We start from the raw sequence: 20,982 nt of genomic DNA on the forward strand, positions 1-20,982 counted from the left end.
GGGTGGGGCGTCAGCTCGCCTCGGTGGGGCTAACGGGATAGTCGCCCGTCGCGTGGGCCTGGGCGTGCTGCGCGAAGAGGAACCTGCGCACCGCGGCGCGGGTGAGCAGCCCGCAGGTGGGGCTGCCCACCGGGACGCTGACGGGCAGGGCGTCCACGTCCTCGTGGTCCATGACGTGGAGGGCGTGGGCCAGGTTCGCGTCGGGGGCCAGCGCGGGCAGCTTGCGCGCCAGGTCGCTGGCCACCAGCAGCGGGTACACGGATTCGTCGCGCCACACCTCGCGCAGCTGCTCCACCTGCACGGTACCGTAGATGCGGCCCACGGTGTCCAGGATGGGCAGGGTGCCCGCCTCGGAGGTGAGCAGCAGGTCCGTCAGCGCCCGCAGCGGCGTGCCCGCGGGCACAGGGGTCAGGTGGGTCATCAGCGAGCGGACCGGGGTGGCCTCCAGCAGGTCCGCGTCGCTCTGGACCTTCGGTGTCTTCCGCTCGGTGAGGTAGTGGCAGAGCGCGGAGGCGATGGTGCACGTCACCATCAGCGGCAGGATGATGTCGTGGTTCCCGCTCAGCTCGTACAGCATCATCATGCCCGTGAGCGGGCCGCGGGTGAGCGCCGCCACCGCGCCGCCCATGCCCACCAGGGCATACGCGCCGCTGGGGCCGGTGCTCACCGGGAAGAAGTAGTGCACCAGGGTGCCGAAGGCGCCGCCCGCCATCGCGCCGATGAGCGCCGCCGGGAAGAACGTCCCGCCCGAGCCCCCCGAGCCGATGGTGACGGCCGTGGCCACCAGCTTCAGCAGGCACGCGGTGATGAGGAACAGGAAGGGCAGCCGGCCCAGCGCGGCCAGGTTGATGTAGTCGTGCCCGCTGCCCCAGACGGTGGGGCTGGCGAAGGCCAGGATGCCGGCGCACAGGCCCCCCAGGCCCGCGCGCAGGGAGAGCGGCTTGCTGCCCAGCCACGGGGACAGCCGGCTCTTCCCCTGGCCGTGGAAGAAGTGCTCCACGCCGTGCAGCAGCTGCACGAAGGTGAAGGCCAGCAGCCCACAGGTGATGCCCAGGCCCGCGTAGGCCAGCACCTCGCCGCCGCTGACCAGCTCGTAGGGGATTTGCCGGAGCATGGCGGACTCCCCCATGACGCCCTGGCTCACCAGGGTGCCGGCCACGCTGGCCAGGATGATGGGGGAGAAGACGCGCAGCTCGAACTCGCGGAGGATGATTTCCATCGCGAACACGGCGCCGGCGATGGGGGCGTTGAAGGACGCGGAGATGCCCGCGCCGGCGCCGCACGCCAGGAGGATGGACAGCTCCTTGCGGCTGAAGCCCAGCACCCGGCCCACGGTGGAAGCGAACGCCGCGCCGCCGTAGACGATGGGCCCCTCGCGCCCCGCCGAGCCGCCGCTGCCAATGGTGATGGCGGACGCCACCAGCTTCAGCAGGCCCCGGTCCGCCGGCAGGGCGTTGGCGCCGCTCTTCACCGCCCGCACCACCTCGGGGACGCCGTGGCCGTGCGTCTCGGGCCTGTCCCGCAGCAGCCGGCCCACCGCCACGCCGCCCAGCGTGGGCGCCAGCAGCATCAGCCACCAGGGCAGGTGGGGCAGCGCCTCGGGCAGGTTGTGGCTGTGTCCGAACACGCTGTTGAGCGCGGACAGCGCCACCAGCGGGTAGTAGAGCGACAGCCCGCCCAGCGTCAGCAGGGCCAGCAGGCGCAGCCGGCGCTTCACCTCGTCACGGGGCCCGCCCGGCTCGATGATGCGCGCCAGCACCAGCGCGCCGGCCGCCAGGGGCACGCCGACGAAGGCGTACTCCGGATGCCAGCGCGCCGCGGCGAACGCCTCCATGAGCGACTGGAACTGGCCCTGGCGGAGCGTGTGCTTCAGCGAGGCCGCTCCGAAGGTGAGCCCGCTCACCAACCCGATGAGGTTGGAGAAGATGCCCGCCGCCAGCCCGCTGTACAGGCCGACCACCGCGCCCGCCACCGGGAGGACGGAGGGGCCGGGCAGCCGCAAGCGGTTGGACGCTCTCAGCGTGGCGTGGGCGAAGCGGCCCATCGCCGCGCGCAGCTGCATCCAGATTGCGCGCTGGGCCGCCGCGCTTGATGCGGGTACATCCCCTGCATTCATTGCAGGTCCCACTAACAGTGGGATGGGCGCCGCTCAAGGTTCGTGACGCGGACGTGTGCAGGGCGGCCAGCCGTCGGGTCGCGCCCATGACAGGCGCGTCGCGGTTTCGCTCCAGCTTCGAACGGCTACCGGCGCTTGAGCAGGGCGGAGGGCGGCGGCGCGGAGGTGGGCAGGTGGTCCGCGGCGGCCGTCAGGGCCTCGCGCACCTTGTCGCCCGCGGCCTTCGCCGCGTCACTGGCGGCCCGGGCCGCGTCGCCCGCGGCCTTGGTGGCCACGAGCTGGGCGCGCGCGCCCGAAGCACCCCAGAAGCGGGTGGGGACCGCCAGCGCCGCGCGCTCCGCGTCGGTGTACTTCTGGAAGGCGTACTTCGTGGCCTGGGAGGGGCGCCGCAGCCCCTCCACCACCTTGAACCACGAGAGCACCTTCAGGGAGTAGTAGCTGAGGTCCACCTCCCACCAGAACCAGCCCTGGTTGGCGGTGTTCTGATGGAAGTGGTGGTTGTTGTGCCACCCCTCGCCCAGGGTGACGAGCGCCAGCAGCCAGTTGTTCCGGCTGGTGTCCGTCGTCTTGTAGCGGCGCTTGCCGAAGATGTGGCTGAGCGAGTTGATGGTGAAGGTGCCGTGCCACAGCAGGGTGGTGCTGACGAAGAAGCCCCACACCAGCATGGAGAAGCCGCCGATGAAGTAGAGGGCCACGGCCAGCAGGACGGGCGGCGCCAGGTGGAAGCGGTTGAGCCACACCAGCTCCGGGAAGCGGGCGAAGTCCTTGATGCCCTCCAGGCGGGTGTCGTTGTACTTGTCGGAGAGAATCCACCCCACGTGGCTCCACCAGAAGCCCTTCTGCAGGGGCGAGTGGATGTCCTCCGCGTGGTCCGAATAGCGGTGGTGGTGGCGGTGGTGCGCCGCCCACCACAGCACGCCCTTCTGCGCGGACATGCTGCCCACCAGGGCCATGATGAACTGGAAGACACGCCCCGTCTTGAAGGCCCGGTGGGAGAAGTACCGGTGGAAGCCCGCGGTGATGCCCCACATGCGCACGACGTAGAGGCCGACGCACACCGCCACGTCCACCGGCTTCGCGCCGACGGCGAAGACGAAGAGGCACATCAGGTGGACGGCGAAGAAGGGGACGGAGGAGCGCCAGTTGAGGCGCTCATCCGCCGCGGGCAGGGCTGGAGACGGTGTCTGCAAGGGAGCCTCGTGCGCTGGGTGGCCGAGCTGGAACCTGCTCAGCCTCGCCCCGCATCAACACCCCCGCCTGTCATCCCCTTGTCAGGAGGCGGCGGATTGCCGCAGCTCCGTCAGCCACTCCTCGAATGCGGGGTACCCATGGAGCGGCGCCAGGTCCTCGTCCGAGGCGGCATAGGCCCCATCGGTGAAGCCCAGCTCCGTGGCGCGGTGAAGGAGCCGCATCGCGTCAGGCACGTTGCGCGCGCGGGCATGGGCGCAGGCCGCGTCATAGGCCAGCGTGGCGCTGGGCGCGTGCTTCAGCGCCGCCTCGCCCACGGCCGCGGCCTCCGAGTACGCGCCCCGGATGAAGAGCACCCGCTCCGCGCAGGAGAACGCCGCCTCCGGGTCCAGGCCCGGCAGCTTCAGGGCCTCCGGCTCGCGGCCCATGCGGATGAGCGTGCCGGCGTACTCGTGCATCACCGTCCGGTCCGACGAGGCCTGCCACGCCTGCTTCCACCACTCCACCGCGCGGGCGTCATCACCCACCAGGGAGAAGGACGCCGCCACCGCGTGCGGCTCCACGGGCAGGCCCTGCACCTGCGAGAAGTGGTCCAGCGCCTGGCGGCCCTGGCCCTCCTTCAGGGCGAGCCAGCCCATCAGGTGGTGCGCATGGCTGGCCAGCGGCGGCGTCAGGCCCTCGGTGGCCTCCAGCACGGACGCGCCCAGCCGGCGCGCCTCGTCCATGCGGCCCGCGTCGAGCGCGGCCCGGGCCTCGCGCAGCGTCTCCGCCAGAGGGCCTTCCAGTGTGGCCTCGCGCTGGGCCTGTCCGCCGCGCAGCGCCTCCGCCACCACGCGGAAGGACTGCATGCCGTACATGGCGAAGATGAGGGTGAGCAGCAGCCAGCCCGACTTCAGGCCGAACACCACGGCGCCCACGCACACCAGCAGGGCCAGGCCCTGCGCCAGCACGAAGCCGCGACGGGGACCGAACACCCGCGTGGCCAGGGTGGTGGTGATGCGCCCGCCGTCCAGCGGGAGCACGGGCAGCATGTTGAGGACCGCCCAGAAGAAGTTGGCCAGCATGAAGGTGAACAGGAAGAAGTCGAGCGCGGGCGAGCGGCCCTCGAGCAGGGCGTAGCCCACCCCGCTCGTCACCCCCAGCATCAACCCGAAGAAGGGGCCGGCCGCGGTGATGAGCAGGTCCCGCTTCCACGGCAGGGGCCCTGGCGCGTCGGTGGGGAGCGTGTGGCCACCCATCCAGACGAGCGCGATGCTCGGCCGGTAGCCGAACAGGCGGCTGGCCAGCGCGTGCCCCAGCTCATGGATGAGCACGGACACGAAGACGATGAGCATCCACGACAGGATGTAGACGACCATCGCGCTGGCGTGGCCCAGGGTGGGGGCCCCATCCACCTGGCGGAACGGCCAGCCGTTCTGGGCCGCGGGGACGGAGCTCCAGGCCAGCATGCCGGACACGAGCAGGTGGCTGGGGTGGACTTCAACGGGAATGCTCCCGAGCCGAAAGCGGAACATGGGGACGGACCTTAACCGTTAGGACCCCCGAGCGCAGGCACTTGCGCACCGTCTCCTCCATGTCCCTGGCGAATCCGCTAGGTTCCCCGCCCCTCATGCCGCAGCTTGGTCCCTACACCCTGCCCAACCCGTACATCCTGGCCCCCATGGCCGGGGTGAGCGAGATGCCCTTCCGCGTGCTCGCCTTCCGCCTGGGCGCGGCGCTCTGCCCCACCGAGCTCGTCAGCTCGCGGGGCCTGATGCGCGCCAACCAGCGGACGTTGAAGTACCTGCGCTACGACGCCGAGGTGGAGCGGCCCTACTCGCTCCAAATCTACGGCGGAGAGCCGGACGCCATGGCCCGGGCCGCGGTGGTGGGGCGCGAGGCGGGCGCGCAAATCATCGACATCAACATGGGCTGTCCGGTGAAGAAGGTGGTGAAGAACGGGGCGGGCAGCGGCCTGCTCTGTGACGTGCCCCGCGCGGCGGACATCGTCCGGCGCATCCGCGAGGCCACCGGCCTGCCCGTCACCTGCAAGATTCGCTCGGGCTGGGACGCCCGCAGCCTCAACTACCTCCAGGTGGCCGGCGCGCTCCAGGAGGCGGGCTGCGCGGGGCTGGCCATCCACCCCCGCACGCGCGAGCAGGGCTATTCGGGGCAGGCGGACTGGGGCGTCATCGCCGACCTCAAGCGCCACTTCCCGGAGCTGCCCATCATCGGCAACGGGGACGTGAAGACGCCCGCGGACGCGGCGCGCATGCGGGAGACCACCGGCTGCGACTTCGTGATGATTGGCCGCGCCGCGCTGGGCAACCCGTGGATCTTCCGCGAGCTGCTCGGGGGCCCGCCCGCCACGCCGCGTGAGCGCTGCGAGCTGGTGCTCACCCACTTCCGGGCGCACCTGGACTTCATGGGGGACCCGCTGGGCGCCGTGCGCTCCTTCCGCAAGCAGCTGGCGTGGTACGCCCACGGCCTGTACGGCGCCGCGGCCTTCCGCGCGGAGGTGAACGGCCTGGACGTGCCGTCAGCGGTGGAGGACTGCGTGCGCCGCTTCTTCACCGCGGCCCAGGTGGACGCCGCGGGCCCCGGTGAAGAGCAGGACGTGGACTACCGCGCGGCCCTGGGTTGAGTGAGGGCACGGCGCCGCTCTCTATATATAAGGAGGGAGTCGGTGCCCTCCGTGGGCGGCGCGCCGCTCAAGCGCCCGAGGGGTGGAGCGCGTCCGGCGGCACCAGCTTCCGTCCGGTGGCCACGGCGCGGAAGTAGTCACACGCGGGCGTGGGGCTGCGGCGGAGCGTGTCGAAGTCGACATGGTAGAGGCCAAAGCGCGGGCCCCAGCCCTCCAGCCACTCGAAGTTGTCGAGCAGGCTCCAATAGAGGTAGCCGCGCACGTCCACGCCCTGCGCGCGCGCCGCCAGCACCTGGGCCAGGTGGGTGTGAAGGTAGTGGGGCCGGCGGGCGCCGCCGCGGTCGTCGATGCCGTTCTCCGTAATCCACACCGGCTTGCCGTAGCGCTTTACGTCGCGCAGCGTCTGGAGGAAGCCCTCCGGCCAGTCCTCCCAGCCGATGTCGGTGAGGCCCCGGCCCTGGACGTCCCGGTACTTGAACTCGATGAAGGGCGGGCGCGGCACGAAGCGCAGGTGCGCGCGGGTGTAGTAGTTCACCCCGATGAACTCCACGGAGTCCCGCGCGCCGGGGATGTCCGCGCGCGTGGAGGCCACGCCCGGCATGGTGACGCGCAGTTCGCCGGTGGACAGCGCCTCGTGGAACGCATGGTTGTAGGCCTGGGCCCCGAGCCTCACCAGCGCCCGGTCCAACGGGTGCCACCAGCGGTCCGGCGCGAAGGCGAGCATGTTCTGGGAGATGCCCAGCTCCACGCGGCCCAGCCGGGACAACAGCTCCTCCCGGGCGGCCACGTGCGAGCGCACCAGGTTCTCCATGGCCCGCATGGTGGTGGGGCCATCCGCGATGCCCGGAGGAATGGCGCCCTGCAGATAGCCCCCCAACAGCAGCACCATGGGCTCGTTGAAGGAGATGACCAGCGCGTCCAGTCCCTCCAGGAGCGCCGCGCACCGCTTCGCGTACCGGCGGAAGGCGTCCACGCTGGCCGGCTGATGCCACGGCGTGTCCCGGTGGAACCAGGTGGGGTGCGTGAAGTGGTGGAGCGTCACCACCGGCCGCAGGCCGTGGGCCTTCATCTTCAGGAGCCGCTCCCGGTAGGCCTCCAGCGCCGCCTCGTCGAAGCGCCCGCGCTCCGGCTCGATGCGCGCCCACTCCAGGGAGATGCGGAACGCGGTGGCGCCCACCGCCCGCGCCAGGGCGTAGTCCTCCTCGTAGCGGTTCCAGTGGTCCACCGCGAGGCCGCAGCGCGCGTCCGGCTCCTTCAGCCGTCCGGCCCGCTCCCACTCGGACCAGTCGTTCTCGATGCCGCCCTCCACCTGGTACGCGGCGGTCGCGACGCCGAAGGTGAAGTCCGCGGGGAAGGTCTGCTCGGAGGCGCTCATGTGGTGGCGCACCGTAGACGCCGCACCCCACGCGCGAAAAGCGCCGCGTGGCTCGCGCGCATGCGCCGCGGTGCGCGCCGACGCCGCGCCCGAAACGGGCCGGAACGTGTCCGGCGCCGGAAACTCGGCCTCGCGCGCGACACCTCGGATGCGCTCGCGAGTGTCCGCGAAGTGGCGTTCGGGACCTCCGGACGCGCTCGATGCCGAAAAATCGGCCTCGCACGCGATGCAATACATCACCATGCGTTGACACACTGGCATGTCGCCCGTACCATTCACTTCAAGCACTCACTCCCATCAAGAAGAGTGCAGGGCCTCGGTTGACTGGGGCCAACCACTGAACCGGAGGATTCTGATGGCCGCTAAGAAGAAGACCGCTGCGAAGTCCGCGACCAAGAAGGCTGCCAAGACCGCGAAGGCGTCGAAGTCGGCGAAGGCGGCGAAGTCGGCGAAGAAGACGACCGCTCGCAAGACGGCCGGCAAGACCGCGACCAAGAAGGCGGCTGCCAAGAAGACCACCCGCAAGGCGGCCAAGAAGGCCCCGGCTCGCAAGCGCACCACGAAGGCCAAGGCGGCGGCGGCCCCGGTCACCCCGGAGTCCTGAGCAGTCCCGTCGTCATGAGCGGACGGTAGTTGACGTCCGGTGAACGGCTCGGCGAAACCCGCCGGGCCGTTTTCGTTTTCAGGACCCGGAGTGCCCCATGTCGCTGCGTCCCGTGGAGCTGGAGCAGGTGGTGGCGGAGCTGGCGGAGCGCCTCACCGGCGCGGTGGCGCAGAAGGCCTGGTGTCCTCTTCCCAGGCTCGCCTACGTGGAGCTTCGCGTCCCGGGCAGATCCATCCTGTTGTGCCTGTGCGCGGAAGGTGACCTGGCCCGGGTGTCCGTGGCGGAGGAGCGCTTCCCCACGCCGGGCGAGCCCGCCCCCTTCCAGCGGTGGCTGCGCCAGGAATTGACAGGCTTCAAGCTCCAGGGCGCCCGCTTCATGGACGCCGAGCGCGTGGTGGCCTTCGACTTCGAGCGCGAGGACGTCCGCAGGCGGCTGATCCTGGAGGTGGGCGCGCCCGGGGGCCTGCTGCTGCTCAGCGACAACGGCCGCGTGCTGATGCTCTCCGGTGAGGGCTTCGCGCAGCGCCGGGGCCTGCATCCGGGCGCCGCGTGGACGCCGCCGGAGCCGCCGCCTCCCGAGGCCCGCGAGAAGGCCCGGAGCCAACCCTCGCGGCTCGCGCCCCAGGACGGGGATGCGCTGCCGTATTCCCAGGCCGCGGAGCGCCTGCTCGGAGCGCGCGACAAGGCCAGCCGCTCGGAGACCATCCGCCGCCGCCTGGCGCAGCCGTACCGCGCGCGCCTCAAGCGCGCCTCCCGCACGCTGGAGAAGGTGCGCGCCGAGGCGGCCCGCGGGCCGGACGCGGAGAAGCACCGCGAAGTGGGCGAGCTGCTGGCGCAGAACCTCTACCGCCTCAAGCGGGGCGCCACCGAGGCGGTGCTCACCGCCTATACAGAGGAGGGCGCGAAGGAGGTCCGGGTGACGCTGGACCCGAAGCGCACCCCGAAGGAGGAGGCGGACTGGCGCTTCCACCAGTACCGGCGGCTGCTGCGGGGCGTGGAGCAGGCGCGCCATCGCGAGGCGGAGCTGGCGCGCGAGGTGGCGCACGCGCAGGAGGCGCTCGCGCAGCTCGAGCGGATGGAGGACGCCGCGCTGCTGTCGCAGGCGGAGGTGCTGCAGCTCCCCAGTGGAGGCGAGAGCGCGCGGGAGGGCCGGCCCTTCAAGGAGTACGTGGGCCATGGCGGGGCGCGCATCTGGGTGGGGCGCGGCGCGGAGGACAACGACGCGCTCACCTTCAAGGTGGCCAGGCCCTGGCACCTGTGGCTCCACGCGCGCGGCGTGCCCGGCAGCCACGTGGTGCTGCCGCTGGAGAAGGGGCAGGAAGTGGCGCAGGAGGTGCTGCTGGACGCGGCGCACCTGGCGCTGCACCACTCCGGGGCCAAGGGCGAGCCGCGCGGCGAGGTGAGCTACGTGCCCGCGAAGTTCGTGCGCAAGGTGAAGGGCGGCGCGCCGGGGCAGGTGACCTTCACGCGCGAGAAGACCTTCGTGGTGCGCATGGAGCCCGAGCGCCTGGAGCGGCTCCTCAAGTCCCGGCACGCGGAGCCGCCCGCGCCGTGAGGCCCGCGTCGTACGCTCGCCTGCCGCTCCCTCCTGTAGTGGACGCTGCGTGTGAGCGCGGTTGACGGGCTGACGGTGAGGAGGCGGGCAGGGGACCGCCGCCCTTGAGTCCCCGGAAGTGCGGGGTACGATGCGCAGCCGCGTGTCCCCCGAGCCATTTCGCCAGACGTCGCTCTTCCCTCGAGGCCTCTCCGCCGCCAGCCGCGCGGCGGAGGGAACGGCTGTCGCCCGGCCCGAGGGGGGACCTGCCGCGTCCGGGGCGCCCGCGCCGCGTCCCGTCGCACCGCCCGTGCCGATGCCGCAGCGCAACCTCCTGCCCGACGAGGCGCCCCGCCTCGTCACGCGTCCGCCCACGCGGGAGGAGCTGTGGACCCGGGCGGAGTCGCTGGCGTGGCGGCTGAGCGCGGAGCTGGGCATGCCGGTGCGCCTGTCGGTGACGGACAACCGCTCCACCATGGTGTCCTTCCGCCGGGGCTCCGCGGTGCTGGCGCTGCGGCTGCATCACATGTTCCTGGACGCGCCGGAGCCGGTGGTGCGCGCGGTGGCGGACTACGCGGGCCGGGGACACCGCGCCGCGGGCGTCATCCTGGACGAGTACATCCGCGGTCAGCAGCCGCGCATCCGCCAGCTGCGCCGCGAATCCGACGCGGACCTCAACCCGCGCGGGCGCTGCTTCGACCTCCAGGCGCTTTACGACGCCACCAACCGCGATTTTTTCCAGGGCCTCATCCAGGCCCGGATTGGCTGGGGGCGCATGCCTCCGCGCCGCCGTCGCAAGTCCATCCGCCTGGGCGTCTACGACCACCAGACGCGTGAGATTCGCATCCACCCGGCGCTGGACACCCCCGACGTGCCTTCCTACTTCGTGGAGTTCATCGTCTTCCACGAGATGCTCCACCAGCTCTTCCCGAGCACGGGCCGAAGCGGTCGTCGCGTGCACCACCCGCGCGCCTTTCGCGAGCGCGAGAGAACATTCCCGCATTACGCCGCCGCACTGCGTTGGGAGCGGGAGAACCTGGGCGTGCTGCTTCGCGGCTGAGCGCAGCGCTGTTCGCTGGCTCATTTACCGTTTTACCGAGCGAAGCGGCCCATGCAGCGTGCTTGACGCTGCCGTAAGGGAAACCCATCCTCACGGGCTCTATGCGAAGAGCGAAGATTGTCTGCACCCTCGGTCCCGCCAGCCAGAGCCAGGAGATGCTCGAAGCGCTCCTGGAGAACGGCATGGACGTGGCTCGCCTCAACTTCTCCCACGGCAGCCACGAGCAGCACGCGGAGAACATCGCGAAGCTGCGCGCCGCGTCGCTGAAGGTCCGCAAGGCGGTGGGCATCCTCGGGGACCTGCAGGGCCCGAAGATTCGCACCGGCCGGTTCGTGAAGGGCAGCACGGAGCTGAAGGAGGGCGGCACCTTCCACATCACCACGGATGAGACAGTCCCGGGCACGGACGAAATCGTGTCCACCACGTACCCGTTCCTGGCCGCGGACGTGAATCCGGGCGACCGCATCCTCCTGGATGACGGCCTGCTGGAGCTGAAGGTCCTGGAGACGGACAAGCAGAAGCTCATCCGCACGCAGGTCATCCACGGCGGCACGCTGAAGAACAACAAGGGCATCAACCTGCCCGGCGTGGCGGTGCGCGCGGAGGCGCTGACGCCGAAGGACCGCGAGGACCTCGTCTTCGGCATCAAGGCGGGCGTGGACTTCATCGCGCTGTCCTTCGTGCGCCAGCCGTCGGACATCGACACCGCGCGCCAGGCCATGGCGGAGGTGGGCCGCTCGGTGCCCATCATCGCCAAGCTGGAGAAGCCGGAGGCCATTGCCCGGCTGGACGCCATCCTGGACAAGACGGACGGTGTCATGGTCGCGCGTGGCGACCTGGGCGTGGAGATTCCCCCCGAGGAGGTGCCGGCCGTCCAGAAGGACATCATCCGGCGCTCCAACCTGCGCGGCCTGCCCGTCATCGTGGCCACGCAGATGCTGAACTCCATGATTGACAACCCGCGCCCCACGCGCGCCGAGGCCAGCGACGTGGCCAACGCCGTGTTCGACGGCGCGGACGCGGTGATGCTGTCGGGCGAGACGGCCAGCGGGAAGTTCCCCATTGAGTCCGTGCAGATGATGGAGCGCATCATCCTGGCGGCCGAGTCCTCCGCCCGCACCACGCATTCGCTGATGCGCGCGCTGGAGACGCCGCTGGGGCTGCCCGACCACTTCCCGGACGTGATTGCGCGCGTGGCGTGCGAGGCGGCCAAGGCGAGCAACGCCTCGCTGATTGCGGCCTTCACGCTGTCGGGGGTGACGGCGCGCCTGCTGTCGCACTACCGGCCCACGGTGCCGATTGTCGCCTTCAGCCCCAACCAGGAGGTGCGCCGCCGGCTGGCGCTGCTGTGGGGCGTGGTGCCGCGCGTGCTGGAGCCCATCCAGGACACGGAGGCCATGGTGAAGCGCGTGGAGGAGGAGCTCCTGGCGCGGGGCCTGGGCCGCAAGGGCGACCGCATCGTCATCGTCTTCGGCGCGCCGGTGGGCCAGCCGGGGAAGATCAACAGCCTGCGCCTGCACACCATCCAGGGCTGAGCGGCTACTTGACTCCCTGGAGGACCTTCCGGGGGATGTCGGCCTCGATGAAGACGGCATAGAGCGCCGGGTCCAGCTGCCCGGCGTCGGACTCGCGGCGGAGGATGTCGAGCGCGAGCGTGTGCGGCACGGCCTTCTTGTAGGGCCGGTCGCTGGCGGTGAGCGCGTCGTAGATGTCGCAGATGGACATCATCCGGGACTGGACGGGGATGGCCTTCTCCGCGCGCGGGTAGCCGGTGCCATCCAGCTTCTCGTGGTGGGCGTAGGCAATCTCCGGCACCCGGCGCAGCGTGCGCGTCCACGGAATCTGGGACAGGAAGCGGTAGGTGTGCTCGACGTGGCTCTCGATTTCGCGGCGCTCCTCGGGAGAGAGCGTGCCGCGGGCGATGGAGAGCGACTGGATTTCCCCGGGCAGCAAGAGCGGCTGGGCCTTGTCGTGGGCATCCAGGAAGCGCAGCGCGCCCAGCTCGTGGAGCCGCTCGAAGTTGCCCTGCGCGAGCACGGTGGGGCGGTTGCAGGAGAGGATGAACTCCAGCACCTCGTCCAGCTGCCACGACTCGCGGGCGAGCCGCTCCTCCTCCTCGGCTTCGATTTCCGCCAGGTTCGCCTGGCCGCGCAGCTTCACCGCCGCGATTCGGCGGCGGTAGCTCTGCAGCTGCAAGTCCTTGCGGGCGAGCTGGAAGCGGGCGCGCAGGCCTTCGAGCTCGTGGGGGTAGAGCTTCTCCGCCTTCACCAGCACGGGCTCGCGCACGCCCACCTTGCCGAAGTCATGGAGCAGCGAGGCGTAGCGCAGCTCCTGAATCTCCCCGGAGGAGAAGCGCGTGTGGGCGTAGGGACCGGTGGACAGGTGCTCCAGCGCCTGGGCCAGGGCCACGGTGAGGTCGGCCACGCGGCCGGAGTGGCCGGCGGTGGTCGGGTCTCTGGATTCAATGGCGACGACGGAGGCGGAGACGAAGCCCTCGAAGAGGCGGTTGATGTCCTCGTGGAGGAGGGCGTTCTCGATGGCGCCCGCGGCCTGGGCGCCCAGGGCGAGCAGCAGCTCCTCGTCCTCGGCGTTGAAGCTGGCGCCGTCCAGCTTGTTGAGGGCCTGGAGGACGCCCGTCACCTCGCCGCCGGCGTCGCGCATGGGGACGCAGAGGATGGTCTTCGTCTGGTAGCCGCTGGAGACGTCGAACGAGCGGTTGAAGCGGGCGTCGGCGTAGGCGTCGGGGATGTTGATGACGGCGCCTGTCTGGGCCACCTGTCCGGCGACGCCGCTGCCCACCGGGAGGCGGATTTCGCTCTTGGAGCCCTGGGCCACCTTGCTCCACAGCTCGTTGCGCTCGCGGTCCAGGATGAAGAGCGAGCAGCGGTCCGCCTCCACCACCTTGGTGGCCTCGAAGAGGATGAGCGGCAGGAGCAGGTCGAGGTCGCGCTCGGCGCTCATGGCCTTCGCGACATCCAGGATGGACGTGAGCTTCGCCAGGCGACGGTTCAGCTCGGGCAGTGGGGCGGGTTGAGCGAGCACCAGCGGCTCCGTGAGAAGCGGCCGGCGGGCCGCGAAGGGCTACAAAGTTCTATCATGGGTAGACAGCACGTTGCCCTTTGGGGGCCGCCTGGCGGGTGACTGGCTGTCGAGTGGGCGTCGCCGCGGTGCGTTCGGCCTTAGCCAACGCGCGGGTTGCGGTTATGAAGCGCGGCATGAGCCGCCGCCCCGTCCGCATCTCTCCTTCGCTTTTGTCCTGTGACTTCGGCCGCTTGGCCGAAGAGGTCCGCGCCATTGAAGCCGCTGGTGCGGACTGGGTTCACGTAGATGTCATGGATGGCCGGTTTGTGCCGAACATCACGATTGGGCCTGTGGTGGTGGAGGCCATCAAGCGGGTGGCGACGAAGCCGTTGGACGTGCACCTGATGATTGTGGAGCCGGAGCGCTACGTAGAGGCCTTCGCGAAGGCGGGGGCGGACGTGCTGACGGTGCACGTGGAGGCCAGCCCGCACCTGCACCGGACGCTTCAGCAGATTCGCAATGCGGGAGCGAAGCCGGCGGTGGTGTTGAACCCGGGCACGCCGCTGTCGGCCATTGAAGAGGTGCTGGGCGACGTGGACATGGTGCTGTTGATGAGCGTGAACCCGGGCTTCGGGGGGCAGGGGTTCATCGAGTCCACGGTGGAGAAGGTGCGCCGGCTGCGCGGGATGTTGGATGCGCGCGGGCTGAAGGACGTGGACATCGAGGTGGACGGCGGCATCAACGCCACCACGGCGAAGCGGGTGGTGGAGGCCGGGGCCACGGTGCTGGTGGCGGGCAGCTACGTCTTCGGCGCGAAGGACTACGCGGAGGCCATCCGCTCGCTGCGCCCGTGAGGCGCGGCGGACGTCAGGTGCGAGGCCGCGCCACGGAGGAGGCGAGCCGGGCGACGCGGGTCATGAAGGTGGGGTCGAAGGGCTTCACCTCGTAGTCGTCGGCGCCGAGCTCGAAGCAGACGTGGCGGGTGAACTGGTCCTCGACGGCGCTGAGGATGATGACCTTGCAGTCGCGGGTGTTGGGGTCCTGCTTGAGCTGGGCGAGCAGGTCGCGCCCGTCCTGGTGCTGGTTGATGTCCAGGATGATGACGGCCGGCCGGTGCTCGCGGGCGAGCTCCAGGACGCGCTCGGACGTGGTGTCGGAGATGCAGTTCAGCCCAGAGCGCTTCCCCTCGCGGGCGAGGGCGGAGACGATGAGGGGCTCGTCATCGGAGATGAGGACGACGGGGGGCGGCGTCATGGCATCGCGGTGCAACAATGCAGTCTGCCTCATGGATGTCGCAGGGGGGTAAACTCTCCGGGAGTACAGGAAATTCTTGTCCTTGGGAAGCGGAGTCGGCGGTCACCCGGGCAGGGCCCGGCCGGCCGCTCGCTCTGGGCGGGGAGGGGCGGAAGAAAAGGTGATCCGAGGACGTTGACTCGGCTGGGCGGCTCGGGTACTACCGCCCGCACTTCGCCGGTCCCGAGAAGGACCGTCCGGCGAGGCGACATATCGGGGAGTGGCTCAGCCTGGTAGAGCACTTGGTTCGGGACCAAGGGGTCGCAGGTTCAAATCCTGTCTCCCCGACCATTAAAAGCCCTGGAGTTTCGCTGACTTGCAGCGAGGCTCCAGGGCTTTTTCTTTTCCCGCAGTGCCCCTCGGCAGCAAGCGGCGGGGGCTCGCCTCTGGCCGCCGTCCGGGCCGGGCCTTCGTTGTCCGTGCATGGGGCGGGGCTTGAACTTCTGCTCCATGGCGACCAAGGAAGAACTCCTCACGGATGTGCTGCGGCTGCCTCCCGAGGAGCGCGCCGAGGTTGCCCACAAGCTCCTGCTTAGCTTGGAGGAAGGGGCCGAGGACCCGGGGGCCCAGGCCGAGTGGTCCGCGGAACTGGAGCGCCGGGCCCGTGAAGTGCTCGACGGGAGCGTGAAGACGGTCTCCTGGGAGCAGGTCGAGGCGCGCATCAGCGCCCGCCTCGATCAGCGGCGGTGAAGGTCCGTCTCGAACTCCACCGTGAAGCTGTCCGTGAGCGTGCGCGGCTATTGCGGCAGCGTTGAAGCATCGGCTCCAACTCGGCTTCAGCTATTCCGTAGCCGCGCCATGCGGTGGATGGAAGTCGAGCTGGCCGTACACCTCCGTGGTGATGGACGGGTCGGAGTGGCGCAGGATTGCGCTGCACGGTGACGGTGGCCAGCGGGACGCTCGCCTTGTGCAGCAGGGTGGCCGTGGATGCGCACCTTCCCTGCTCGGATGAACTCAAGCAGCTTCGCGATGCTGTGCGTCTTCGTCTCGACTCCTCCAGCCACGGCTCCGCCCCCCGCTTGAGGAGATTCAAGCTGTGTCTCGAATGGCCCCGGCGGCGACGGGGTCGAACCCATCGGGCCAGATGGTCTCGTCGTCGAAACGAGCATCGCGAAGTGAGGCACCTTCAAGCACCGCTCCCTTGAAATTGGTGCCATGCAACCAGGCCGAGGCCAATGAGGCCTTCTTCAGGGTCGCATTTACGAAAGACGCCTTCGTCAGTGTGGCGTCGGTCAGGTTCGCCTCAGTGAACGTGGCGTGATCCCCATTTACGAGTTCCATCGACGCGCCATCCAGCATTGCCTTGGCGAAAAACGAGCCGCGGATATCCGCTCCCACGAGCAGGGCCTCCCGTAAAGAGGCCCCTTCGAAAAGGCATCCAGACAAGTTCGCGTTCGTCAGCCGAGCACCGTCGAGTGTGGCTCTCGCAAAGCTCGTGAAGAAGTGGACGACCTCACTTGCGATATGCCTCGGCTGCAAGGTGGTCTGCGAGAAATCAGCCCCTTGCAAGTTGGCTTCGCTGAAGTCAGCGCCTCGAATGGTCAGATTTGGCATCGAAGCCCCAACGAGGGACGCCTTGCGCGCGACGATGATGGGGCCGATGCGCATCAGCCAGAACCAGGCAAGCATCGACCTCATGGTCAGCTTGTCATGTTGCTTCATGCCGGGACTGTCCCGTAGGGAACTTCCAATTGCGAGCGCCGCTTCGCGCAGCCAGGGACGCCTGTCATCGCGTAGCGACGGTGGTCGGCTACGCCCACCGCGAGCGGACGATATCGGCGCTTCGGGTTCTTCCGACTCGAAGCGATCCTGAGCCCATTGGAGCAGGGAGCGGCGGTCGAATTCCGTCAGACCGAAGGGGGCTGCCTCACGCTTGGGATGCGGTTCGCCGTCCAGCATCTCCAGCAGGAATTCAAACGTCCGGTCCTCCCGACTGAGCAGCCTCCCTCCCAGTAACGGGAGCTCGATTTCCTCCCAGTCACGAGAGGGCGCGTGGGCAAGCGCCTTCATCCGGTCCGCCCAGTAGCGGGCCACCAGGAACTCCCTGAAGGACTTGTGGCCGAAGAGGAGCTGACTTGCCGCCCCGGAGCGCAGGTGGGCCTGGAGTGTCAGGAGCAGCCCGACCTGGATGGCATCAACGGTGTCCGAGGCACTGCCATCCATCCCCAGTTCATTGATGAGCAGGTTCGTGATGCCGTGCTTCGTCAGCACGTCGGCCTTGCGCAGGGGCTCGAGCATCTGGTGCTGGTCGAGCTTCGTGGCTTCCCAGGCTACACGTCCCATGAGCCAGAGCATGGCATCCGGCGGCTCGGTTGCCTCCGCCACCCATCCCCCCTGCACCAGATGCCGATGCAGCTTCGTGGACGCATCGAAGACATTCTGGTGCAGCTTGCGGTCCGCCTCATGCTTCCCCCTGGCAATCCGCCAGAAGAACTCCTCGTACAACGCTGAGCGGCTTGCGCTTGCCTCACGGGGCTGGCCGCTCCAAGTCTGCGCAATCATGAAGAGGAGAATGGGAGTCGTGGCCAGCTCTCCCAGTCGACGCGCTTCCAGTTCGGGAGGGGTCGGGCCGGCTTCTCCATTCAGGGCACGCCATGCATCGAGCCAGGCAGCAATCTGCGGTTCATTCCACGGCTGTATTTCAAGCACCGGAATGCCCTCCATCTCCCGCTCGCCCGGGAGTGCGCCGGGACGCGAGAAGATGATGAACCGGTGCTGCTCCGAGGCCTCATCCTTGATGCGCTGGAAGAATGACTCCAGGCGCCGCTCCCCAAGAATGACCTCGTCCAACCCATCAAGGATGAAGAGCGCTCGCTGCATGCGGCCTGGAGGTGCGAGGGCAGGGTCCTCGAGCTTCAGGCGAAGGCCCAACTCGCTAGCTTCACGCTTCCATGCCCTCCGGACAAACCCATTGAGATCGAACCCCTCCTCGGTAAGGTCTTCGGCACACCGGATGAAGACCGGTATCTCCTCGTTGGAAGATGGAGTACGTGCATCCAGAAACCGCCTCGCGCGACGCTGCGCAAGGGTCCGTGCCGTGAGCGACTTCCCCATTCCGAAGTCCGCCCGGACGATGACAACGTTCGTCTCCGATTTCTGAAGCCAGTGCTCGATGAGCGAGAGCACCGGTTCCCGCGGAGCGTCCTCGTCCTGCTGCGCCTTCGTCACCATGCGCGCGACAGGTTCGACGTACACCCTCCCCAGCGGCATGAAGGGAATGGGGTCGTCCTCCGGCCGGTTGTGCCGCTCCAGGTTGCCGAAGGTGTGGCGCTCGTTCCACCCGGCCATGTCCCGCAGCAGCAACTCGCGCAGAGTCCCCGCGCGGAAATCCCCCGTCACGCCCTCGACATACTGCTGGAGCCGCTGACCTTCGGAGGACGCCAGGACCTGCTGATAGGCCAGCAGGAAGTCACGCTCGAAGCCCAGCCGTCCCTTCTCCATGTCGATGAGGGGAACCCGTGCTTCGTCGCCCTCATCCAGCTTCGGGTGGGTGAAGGAGCTCCAGAGCGCCTGGTAGTAGGGCGTCGACAAGGGGGCGGAGAGCGCATCCGCTGCTCGGACCACTTCCACGCTCGCGGGCAGGTCCCCCGACTGTTGAAGCGCGGCACCGAACTTTGGAAGTGAGCTGGCGGCGAGCCTCATCCGAAGCTCAATTTCGTCCGCCCGCTCCCGCTGCTCCTTGTCCATGAACAGCCGAAGCCCGGTCGGCGCCAACTTCTTGTTGAATGCCCACTGACGCCCAATCGCGTAGCCGAAGCACTGCGTGACGATGCCGAAGTGCAGAGCCGTCATGTTCGTGGGCTCCTCGGAGCGCTTCCCTCCGAGGTCTCCCAGCAGGTCCGTCGCCAGTCGTAGGGCGGCTCCCTCCTTGCCGTCGATGCCCCTGCTCTGGATTGCATCCCACGCGGCCATCCCCGCCTGAAGCAGCTTGCTAAGGACCTTGACCCAACCCGGCACTTCCAACATGGCGTCCCTCACTCCAGATGCTCCAGCTCCGTCACAGCCAACTCTCGGTACCGGGGAATGGCTTCGCTGGCGATGTACTCCTCCAGCACCTTCCGCGCACCAGCGGCATCGCCTGCTTCCTGAAGGTCATGCACGTCGTTGAACGTGCTGGAGTACCGCTTGCCGGCCTCCCTGACGCGACGGCGAATCTCGCGCAGCAGCGATGCCAGCCCCTCGGGCGTGCGCAAGGACGTGTAGACCTCCGCCTCCGCAATCATCACCTCCAGTGCGACGTCTTGAACCTGCGCGCGGTCCTCACCGGGCAGGGCCAGCCCTCCCTCGGGAGAAGTCCTCCGTTCCATCGCGATGACGTGCTCCCATGCGGGCACTCGCGGTCCCACGTTCCACCCCGGGATGAATCCAGCACGTGTGTGCTGGAAGAGTTTGCCCGCCTAGCCTCGCGGGCTTGACGTGTGAGCGTGCGCGAAGAGGGCCACGGCAGACAAGAAGGTGGAGTGAAGTCGGCTGCGACTCATCCACGACGCGGATGCGGTCCTCGACCCAGGGCGCCTGTCGTGCCACCCTTCGGCCGCTCTCAATCCACCGCTCGCCGCAGTGCTCCCCATGCCGAAAACGATGATGCTGTCCGAGGTGATGAAGCAGCTCGAAAGCCAAGGTGACGAGAAGGTGCGGCAGCGCTACGTGCGCGACGGGGTGGGCGACAACGTCTTCGGCGTGCTGCTCGGCAAGCTGCGTGGCCTGGCAGCGACGCTGGGGACGAACCACGGGCTCGGACTCGAGCTGTGGGGGACTGGCAATCACGATGCGCGCATCCTCGCGTGCATGCTGCTCGACCCCGCGGAGCTCACCGAGAAGGAGGCACGCGGGCTCCTCGAGCCGCTCTCGAACGCGAACCTGGTCGACGAGCTCGTCAGTCGCGTGCTCGTGCATGCGCCCGTCGCCCCGAGGCTCCAGGCAAAGTGGATGGATGGCAGCAAGGAGCTCCCGCGCCGCGCCGGATGGAAGCTCCTCGCCGGGCGCATCGCGCGAGGACTCGAGAAGGAGCTCGACGTAGGCGCGACGCTCAAGCGCATCGAGCGTGAGCTCCCGGACGCACCGTACCGGGTGAAGGAGGGCATCAACTTCTGCCTGGTCTGGATTGGCCTCCACCTGCCTGCGTACACCCCGGAGGCCATCGCCATCGGCGAGCGCCTCGGTCGCTGGGACCCGCGACCGATTCCGAAGGGTTGCACTTCAAGCTACGCACCGGAGTGGATCGCCGCGGCGCTCGCGCTGCGGAAAGGTGAGAAGACCGAGGCCCGAAAGGCGATGGAGGCGTCAGCCAAGGCGAAGGCGACGCGCGGAGAAGGGAAGCCGGCATCCGCGAAGAAGGCGAAGGCCGCTTCGACCAGGAAGAAGCCCGCCGCGAAGAAGCCTTCAGCCGGAGCGCGGGCGCGCTGACGTCGGGGGGCGCAGCGCCGACTCCGGAGGCGCCGGGGCACACTGCTCGATACGCGCGAGGATGCGCCAGCCGGGTTCGACAACACTTCCTCGGCAAGACGGGTCAGCGGCCCACGCGAGCGCGTCAAGGCGACCGTGTGGTGGACGCGCTATCGTCGCGCCGATGATGAGCTCTCTCGACTTCACTTCCTGGCGGGGCCTCGCGGCGACGATGGCCAGCCTCGTGCTGGTGTCGATGGTCGTCGTCGGCATCCGCCTGCTGGTGATGCAGACCGTCCAGCGCCGGCGAGAACGCGAGAACCGTCAAATCAACGAGCGGCTGAAGACGCTGATCTCCGCATACAAGACGCTCGGCGGCTCATTCACCGGTGAGCTCGTCGTGGACCCGACCCACCTGCGCGACATGCGCCGTCGGCTCGCGGCGGGTGAGCCACTCGAGCAGGAAACCGACCCAGGCCTCGTGCTTGCTTCGCCGCTCGACCACCCGGGGCTCGAACGCCGTCGGCGCACGCGCGACGCGGTCGAGGCGGCGCTGTCGGATGTGATGTTGCTCGGCACCGAGGAGCAGGTGCGGCTCGCCGCGGAGGCTGCCGCGGACATGGTCACCGGGCGGAAGGTCGGCACCGCGCGGCTGGTCGTGTCGCTGCGCGATTTCATCCGCCGGGCGCTCGACCTGGAACCCATTCCCCACGGGCTCGTGATTCCCGACCAGGGCCCACTGCGTCCCAGCGGCGGGGGAGGGGGCAAGGGCGGCGACAAGGG

17 protein-coding genes and 1 tRNA gene are annotated in these 20,982 nt (G+C 69.2%); 10 read left to right on the top strand and 8 right to left on the bottom strand.

The genetic code is table 11. The annotated features are described in order from the left end of the window. Positions 1–10 precede the first annotated feature (10 nt). The 3 genes from G4D87_RS02135 to G4D87_RS02145 all read right to left on the bottom strand — a co-directional run bounded on the left by G4D87_RS02135 (position 11) and on the right by G4D87_RS02145 (position 4,818). Positions 11–2,044: a chloride channel protein gene (locus G4D87_RS02135; protein ID WP_163778012.1), complete on the bottom strand. Its 2,034-nt coding sequence runs from the start codon at positions 2,042–2,044 to the stop codon at positions 11–13. Positions 2,045–2,241: 197 nt separating this feature from the next. Continuing rightward, on the bottom strand, positions 2,242–3,306 hold the full coding sequence (locus G4D87_RS02140; RefSeq protein WP_163777961.1) for an acyl-CoA desaturase: 1,065 nt from the start codon (positions 3,304–3,306) through the stop codon (positions 2,242–2,244). An 81-nt stretch (positions 3,307–3,387) separates the two neighbouring features. After that, positions 3,388–4,818 carry a M50 family metallopeptidase gene (locus tag G4D87_RS02145; RefSeq protein ID WP_163777964.1) on the bottom strand — a complete coding sequence of 477 codons (1,431 nt, stop codon included), beginning with the start codon at positions 4,816–4,818 and terminating at the stop codon, positions 3,388–3,390. Between the two features lie 95 nt (positions 4,819–4,913). On the opposite strand from G4D87_RS02145, the gene dusB reads away from it, so the two are divergent. After that, complete coding sequence (gene dusB, locus G4D87_RS02150) at positions 4,914–5,927, top strand: tRNA dihydrouridine synthase DusB (RefSeq protein ID WP_163777967.1); 1,014 nt, start codon at positions 4,914–4,916, stop codon at positions 5,925–5,927. A 67-nt stretch (positions 5,928–5,994) separates the two neighbouring features. Here the strand turns inward: dusB and G4D87_RS02155 are convergent, their stop codons facing one another. Continuing rightward, complete coding sequence (locus tag G4D87_RS02155; RefSeq protein WP_163777970.1) at positions 5,995–7,302, bottom strand: glycoside hydrolase family 1 protein; 1,308 nt, start codon at positions 7,300–7,302, stop codon at positions 5,995–5,997. Positions 7,303–7,657: 355 nt separating this feature from the next. Here G4D87_RS02155 and G4D87_RS02160 point away from each other — a divergent pair, with 355 nt between their 5' ends. The 4 genes from G4D87_RS02160 to pyk all read left to right on the top strand — a co-directional run bounded on the left by G4D87_RS02160 (position 7,658) and on the right by pyk (position 12,035). Further along, positions 7,658–7,906, top strand: coding sequence for an excinuclease ABC subunit A (locus tag G4D87_RS02160; protein WP_163777973.1), 249 nt, complete (start codon positions 7,658–7,660; stop codon positions 7,904–7,906). Between the two features lie 97 nt (positions 7,907–8,003). Further along, entirely contained in the window at positions 8,004–9,461 is a 1,458-nt protein-coding gene (locus tag G4D87_RS02165) for an NFACT RNA binding domain-containing protein (RefSeq protein ID WP_163777977.1), read from the top strand. Positions 9,462–9,579: 118 nt separating this feature from the next. Beyond that, complete coding sequence (locus G4D87_RS02170) at positions 9,580–10,500, top strand: hypothetical protein (protein WP_163777980.1); 921 nt, start codon at positions 9,580–9,582, stop codon at positions 10,498–10,500. 101 nt (positions 10,501–10,601) lie between these two features. Further along, complete coding sequence (pyk, locus tag G4D87_RS02175) at positions 10,602–12,035, top strand: pyruvate kinase (RefSeq protein WP_163777983.1); 1,434 nt, start codon at positions 10,602–10,604, stop codon at positions 12,033–12,035. A 4-nt stretch (positions 12,036–12,039) separates the two neighbouring features. Here the strand turns inward: pyk and G4D87_RS02180 are convergent, their stop codons facing one another. Next, positions 12,040–13,542, bottom strand: coding sequence for a GAF and HD-GYP domain-containing protein (locus tag G4D87_RS02180; protein ID WP_163777986.1), 1,503 nt, complete (start codon positions 13,540–13,542; stop codon positions 12,040–12,042). Between the two features lie 173 nt (positions 13,543–13,715). On the opposite strand from G4D87_RS02180, the gene rpe reads away from it, so the two are divergent. After that, on the top strand, positions 13,716–14,375 hold the full coding sequence (gene rpe, locus G4D87_RS02185; protein ID WP_163777990.1) for a ribulose-phosphate 3-epimerase: 660 nt from the start codon (positions 13,716–13,718) through the stop codon (positions 14,373–14,375). 13 nt (positions 14,376–14,388) lie between these two features. Here the strand turns inward: rpe and G4D87_RS02190 are convergent, their stop codons facing one another. Continuing rightward, a complete protein-coding gene (locus tag G4D87_RS02190; protein WP_044276566.1) occupies positions 14,389–14,775 on the bottom strand; it encodes a response regulator in 387 nt (128 codons plus the stop codon). Between the two features lie 253 nt (positions 14,776–15,028). Between G4D87_RS02190 and G4D87_RS02195 the strand changes: the two genes are divergently transcribed. Together G4D87_RS02195 and G4D87_RS02200 are read left to right on the top strand one after the other, a co-directional pair. After that, positions 15,029–15,105, top strand: a tRNA-Pro gene (locus tag G4D87_RS02195). A 159-nt stretch (positions 15,106–15,264) separates the two neighbouring features. Then, entirely contained in the window at positions 15,265–15,504 is a 240-nt protein-coding gene (locus tag G4D87_RS02200; RefSeq protein WP_240357949.1) for an addiction module protein, read from the top strand. Between the two features lie 339 nt (positions 15,505–15,843). Here the strand turns inward: G4D87_RS02200 and G4D87_RS02205 are convergent, their stop codons facing one another. Together G4D87_RS02205 and G4D87_RS02210 are read right to left on the bottom strand one after the other, a co-directional pair. After that, positions 15,844–18,780, bottom strand: coding sequence for an NACHT domain-containing protein (locus G4D87_RS02205; protein WP_163777996.1), 2,937 nt, complete (start codon positions 18,778–18,780; stop codon positions 15,844–15,846). 8 nt (positions 18,781–18,788) lie between these two features. Continuing rightward, the gene (locus tag G4D87_RS02210; RefSeq protein ID WP_338044877.1) at positions 18,789–19,160 is read right to left on the bottom strand and encodes a DUSAM domain-containing protein; all 372 of its coding nucleotides are present in this window, start codon (positions 19,158–19,160) and stop codon (positions 18,789–18,791) included. 223 nt (positions 19,161–19,383) lie between these two features. Between G4D87_RS02210 and G4D87_RS02215 the strand changes: the two genes are divergently transcribed. Continuing rightward, a complete protein-coding gene (locus G4D87_RS02215) occupies positions 19,384–20,220 on the top strand; it encodes a DNA alkylation repair protein (protein WP_163778001.1) in 837 nt (278 codons plus the stop codon). Between the two features lie 163 nt (positions 20,221–20,383). After that, the coding region (locus tag G4D87_RS02220) for a hypothetical protein (RefSeq protein WP_163778004.1) at positions 20,384–20,982 on the top strand (599 nt) is incomplete at its 3' end.

This window comes from Myxococcus vastator, assembly GCF_010894475.1.
Lineage (GTDB): Bacteria > Myxococcota > Myxococcia > Myxococcales > Myxococcaceae > Myxococcus > Myxococcus vastator.

Bases quoted from the DNA above. Each gene is read 5' to 3' on its own strand.
- G4D87_RS02135 (WP_163778012.1), bottom strand. From the start codon at position 2,044: ATGGGCCGCTTCGCCCACGCCACGCTGAGAGCGTCCAACCGCTTGCGG.
- G4D87_RS02145 (WP_163777964.1), bottom strand. From the start codon at position 4,818: ATGTTCCGCTTTCGGCTCGGGAGCATTCCCGTTGAAGTCCACCCCAGC.
- dusB (WP_163777967.1), top strand. From the start codon at position 4,914: ATGCCGCAGCTTGGTCCCTACACCCTGCCCAACCCGTACATCCTGGCC.
- G4D87_RS02155 (WP_163777970.1), bottom strand. From the start codon at position 7,302: ATGAGCGCCTCCGAGCAGACCTTCCCCGCGGACTTCACCTTCGGCGTC.
- G4D87_RS02160 (WP_163777973.1), top strand. From the start codon at position 7,658: ATGGCCGCTAAGAAGAAGACCGCTGCGAAGTCCGCGACCAAGAAGGCT.
- G4D87_RS02165 (WP_163777977.1), top strand. From the start codon at position 8,004: ATGTCGCTGCGTCCCGTGGAGCTGGAGCAGGTGGTGGCGGAGCTGGCG.
- pyk (WP_163777983.1), top strand. From the start codon at position 10,602: ATGCGAAGAGCGAAGATTGTCTGCACCCTCGGTCCCGCCAGCCAGAGC.
- rpe (WP_163777990.1), top strand. From the start codon at position 13,716: ATGAGCCGCCGCCCCGTCCGCATCTCTCCTTCGCTTTTGTCCTGTGAC.
- G4D87_RS02190 (WP_044276566.1), bottom strand. From the start codon at position 14,775: ATGACGCCGCCCCCCGTCGTCCTCATCTCCGATGACGAGCCCCTCATC.
- G4D87_RS02200 (WP_240357949.1), top strand. From the start codon at position 15,265: ATGGCGACCAAGGAAGAACTCCTCACGGATGTGCTGCGGCTGCCTCCC.
- G4D87_RS02205 (WP_163777996.1), bottom strand. From the start codon at position 18,780: ATGTTGGAAGTGCCGGGTTGGGTCAAGGTCCTTAGCAAGCTGCTTCAG.
- G4D87_RS02215 (WP_163778001.1), top strand. From the start codon at position 19,384: ATGCCGAAAACGATGATGCTGTCCGAGGTGATGAAGCAGCTCGAAAGC.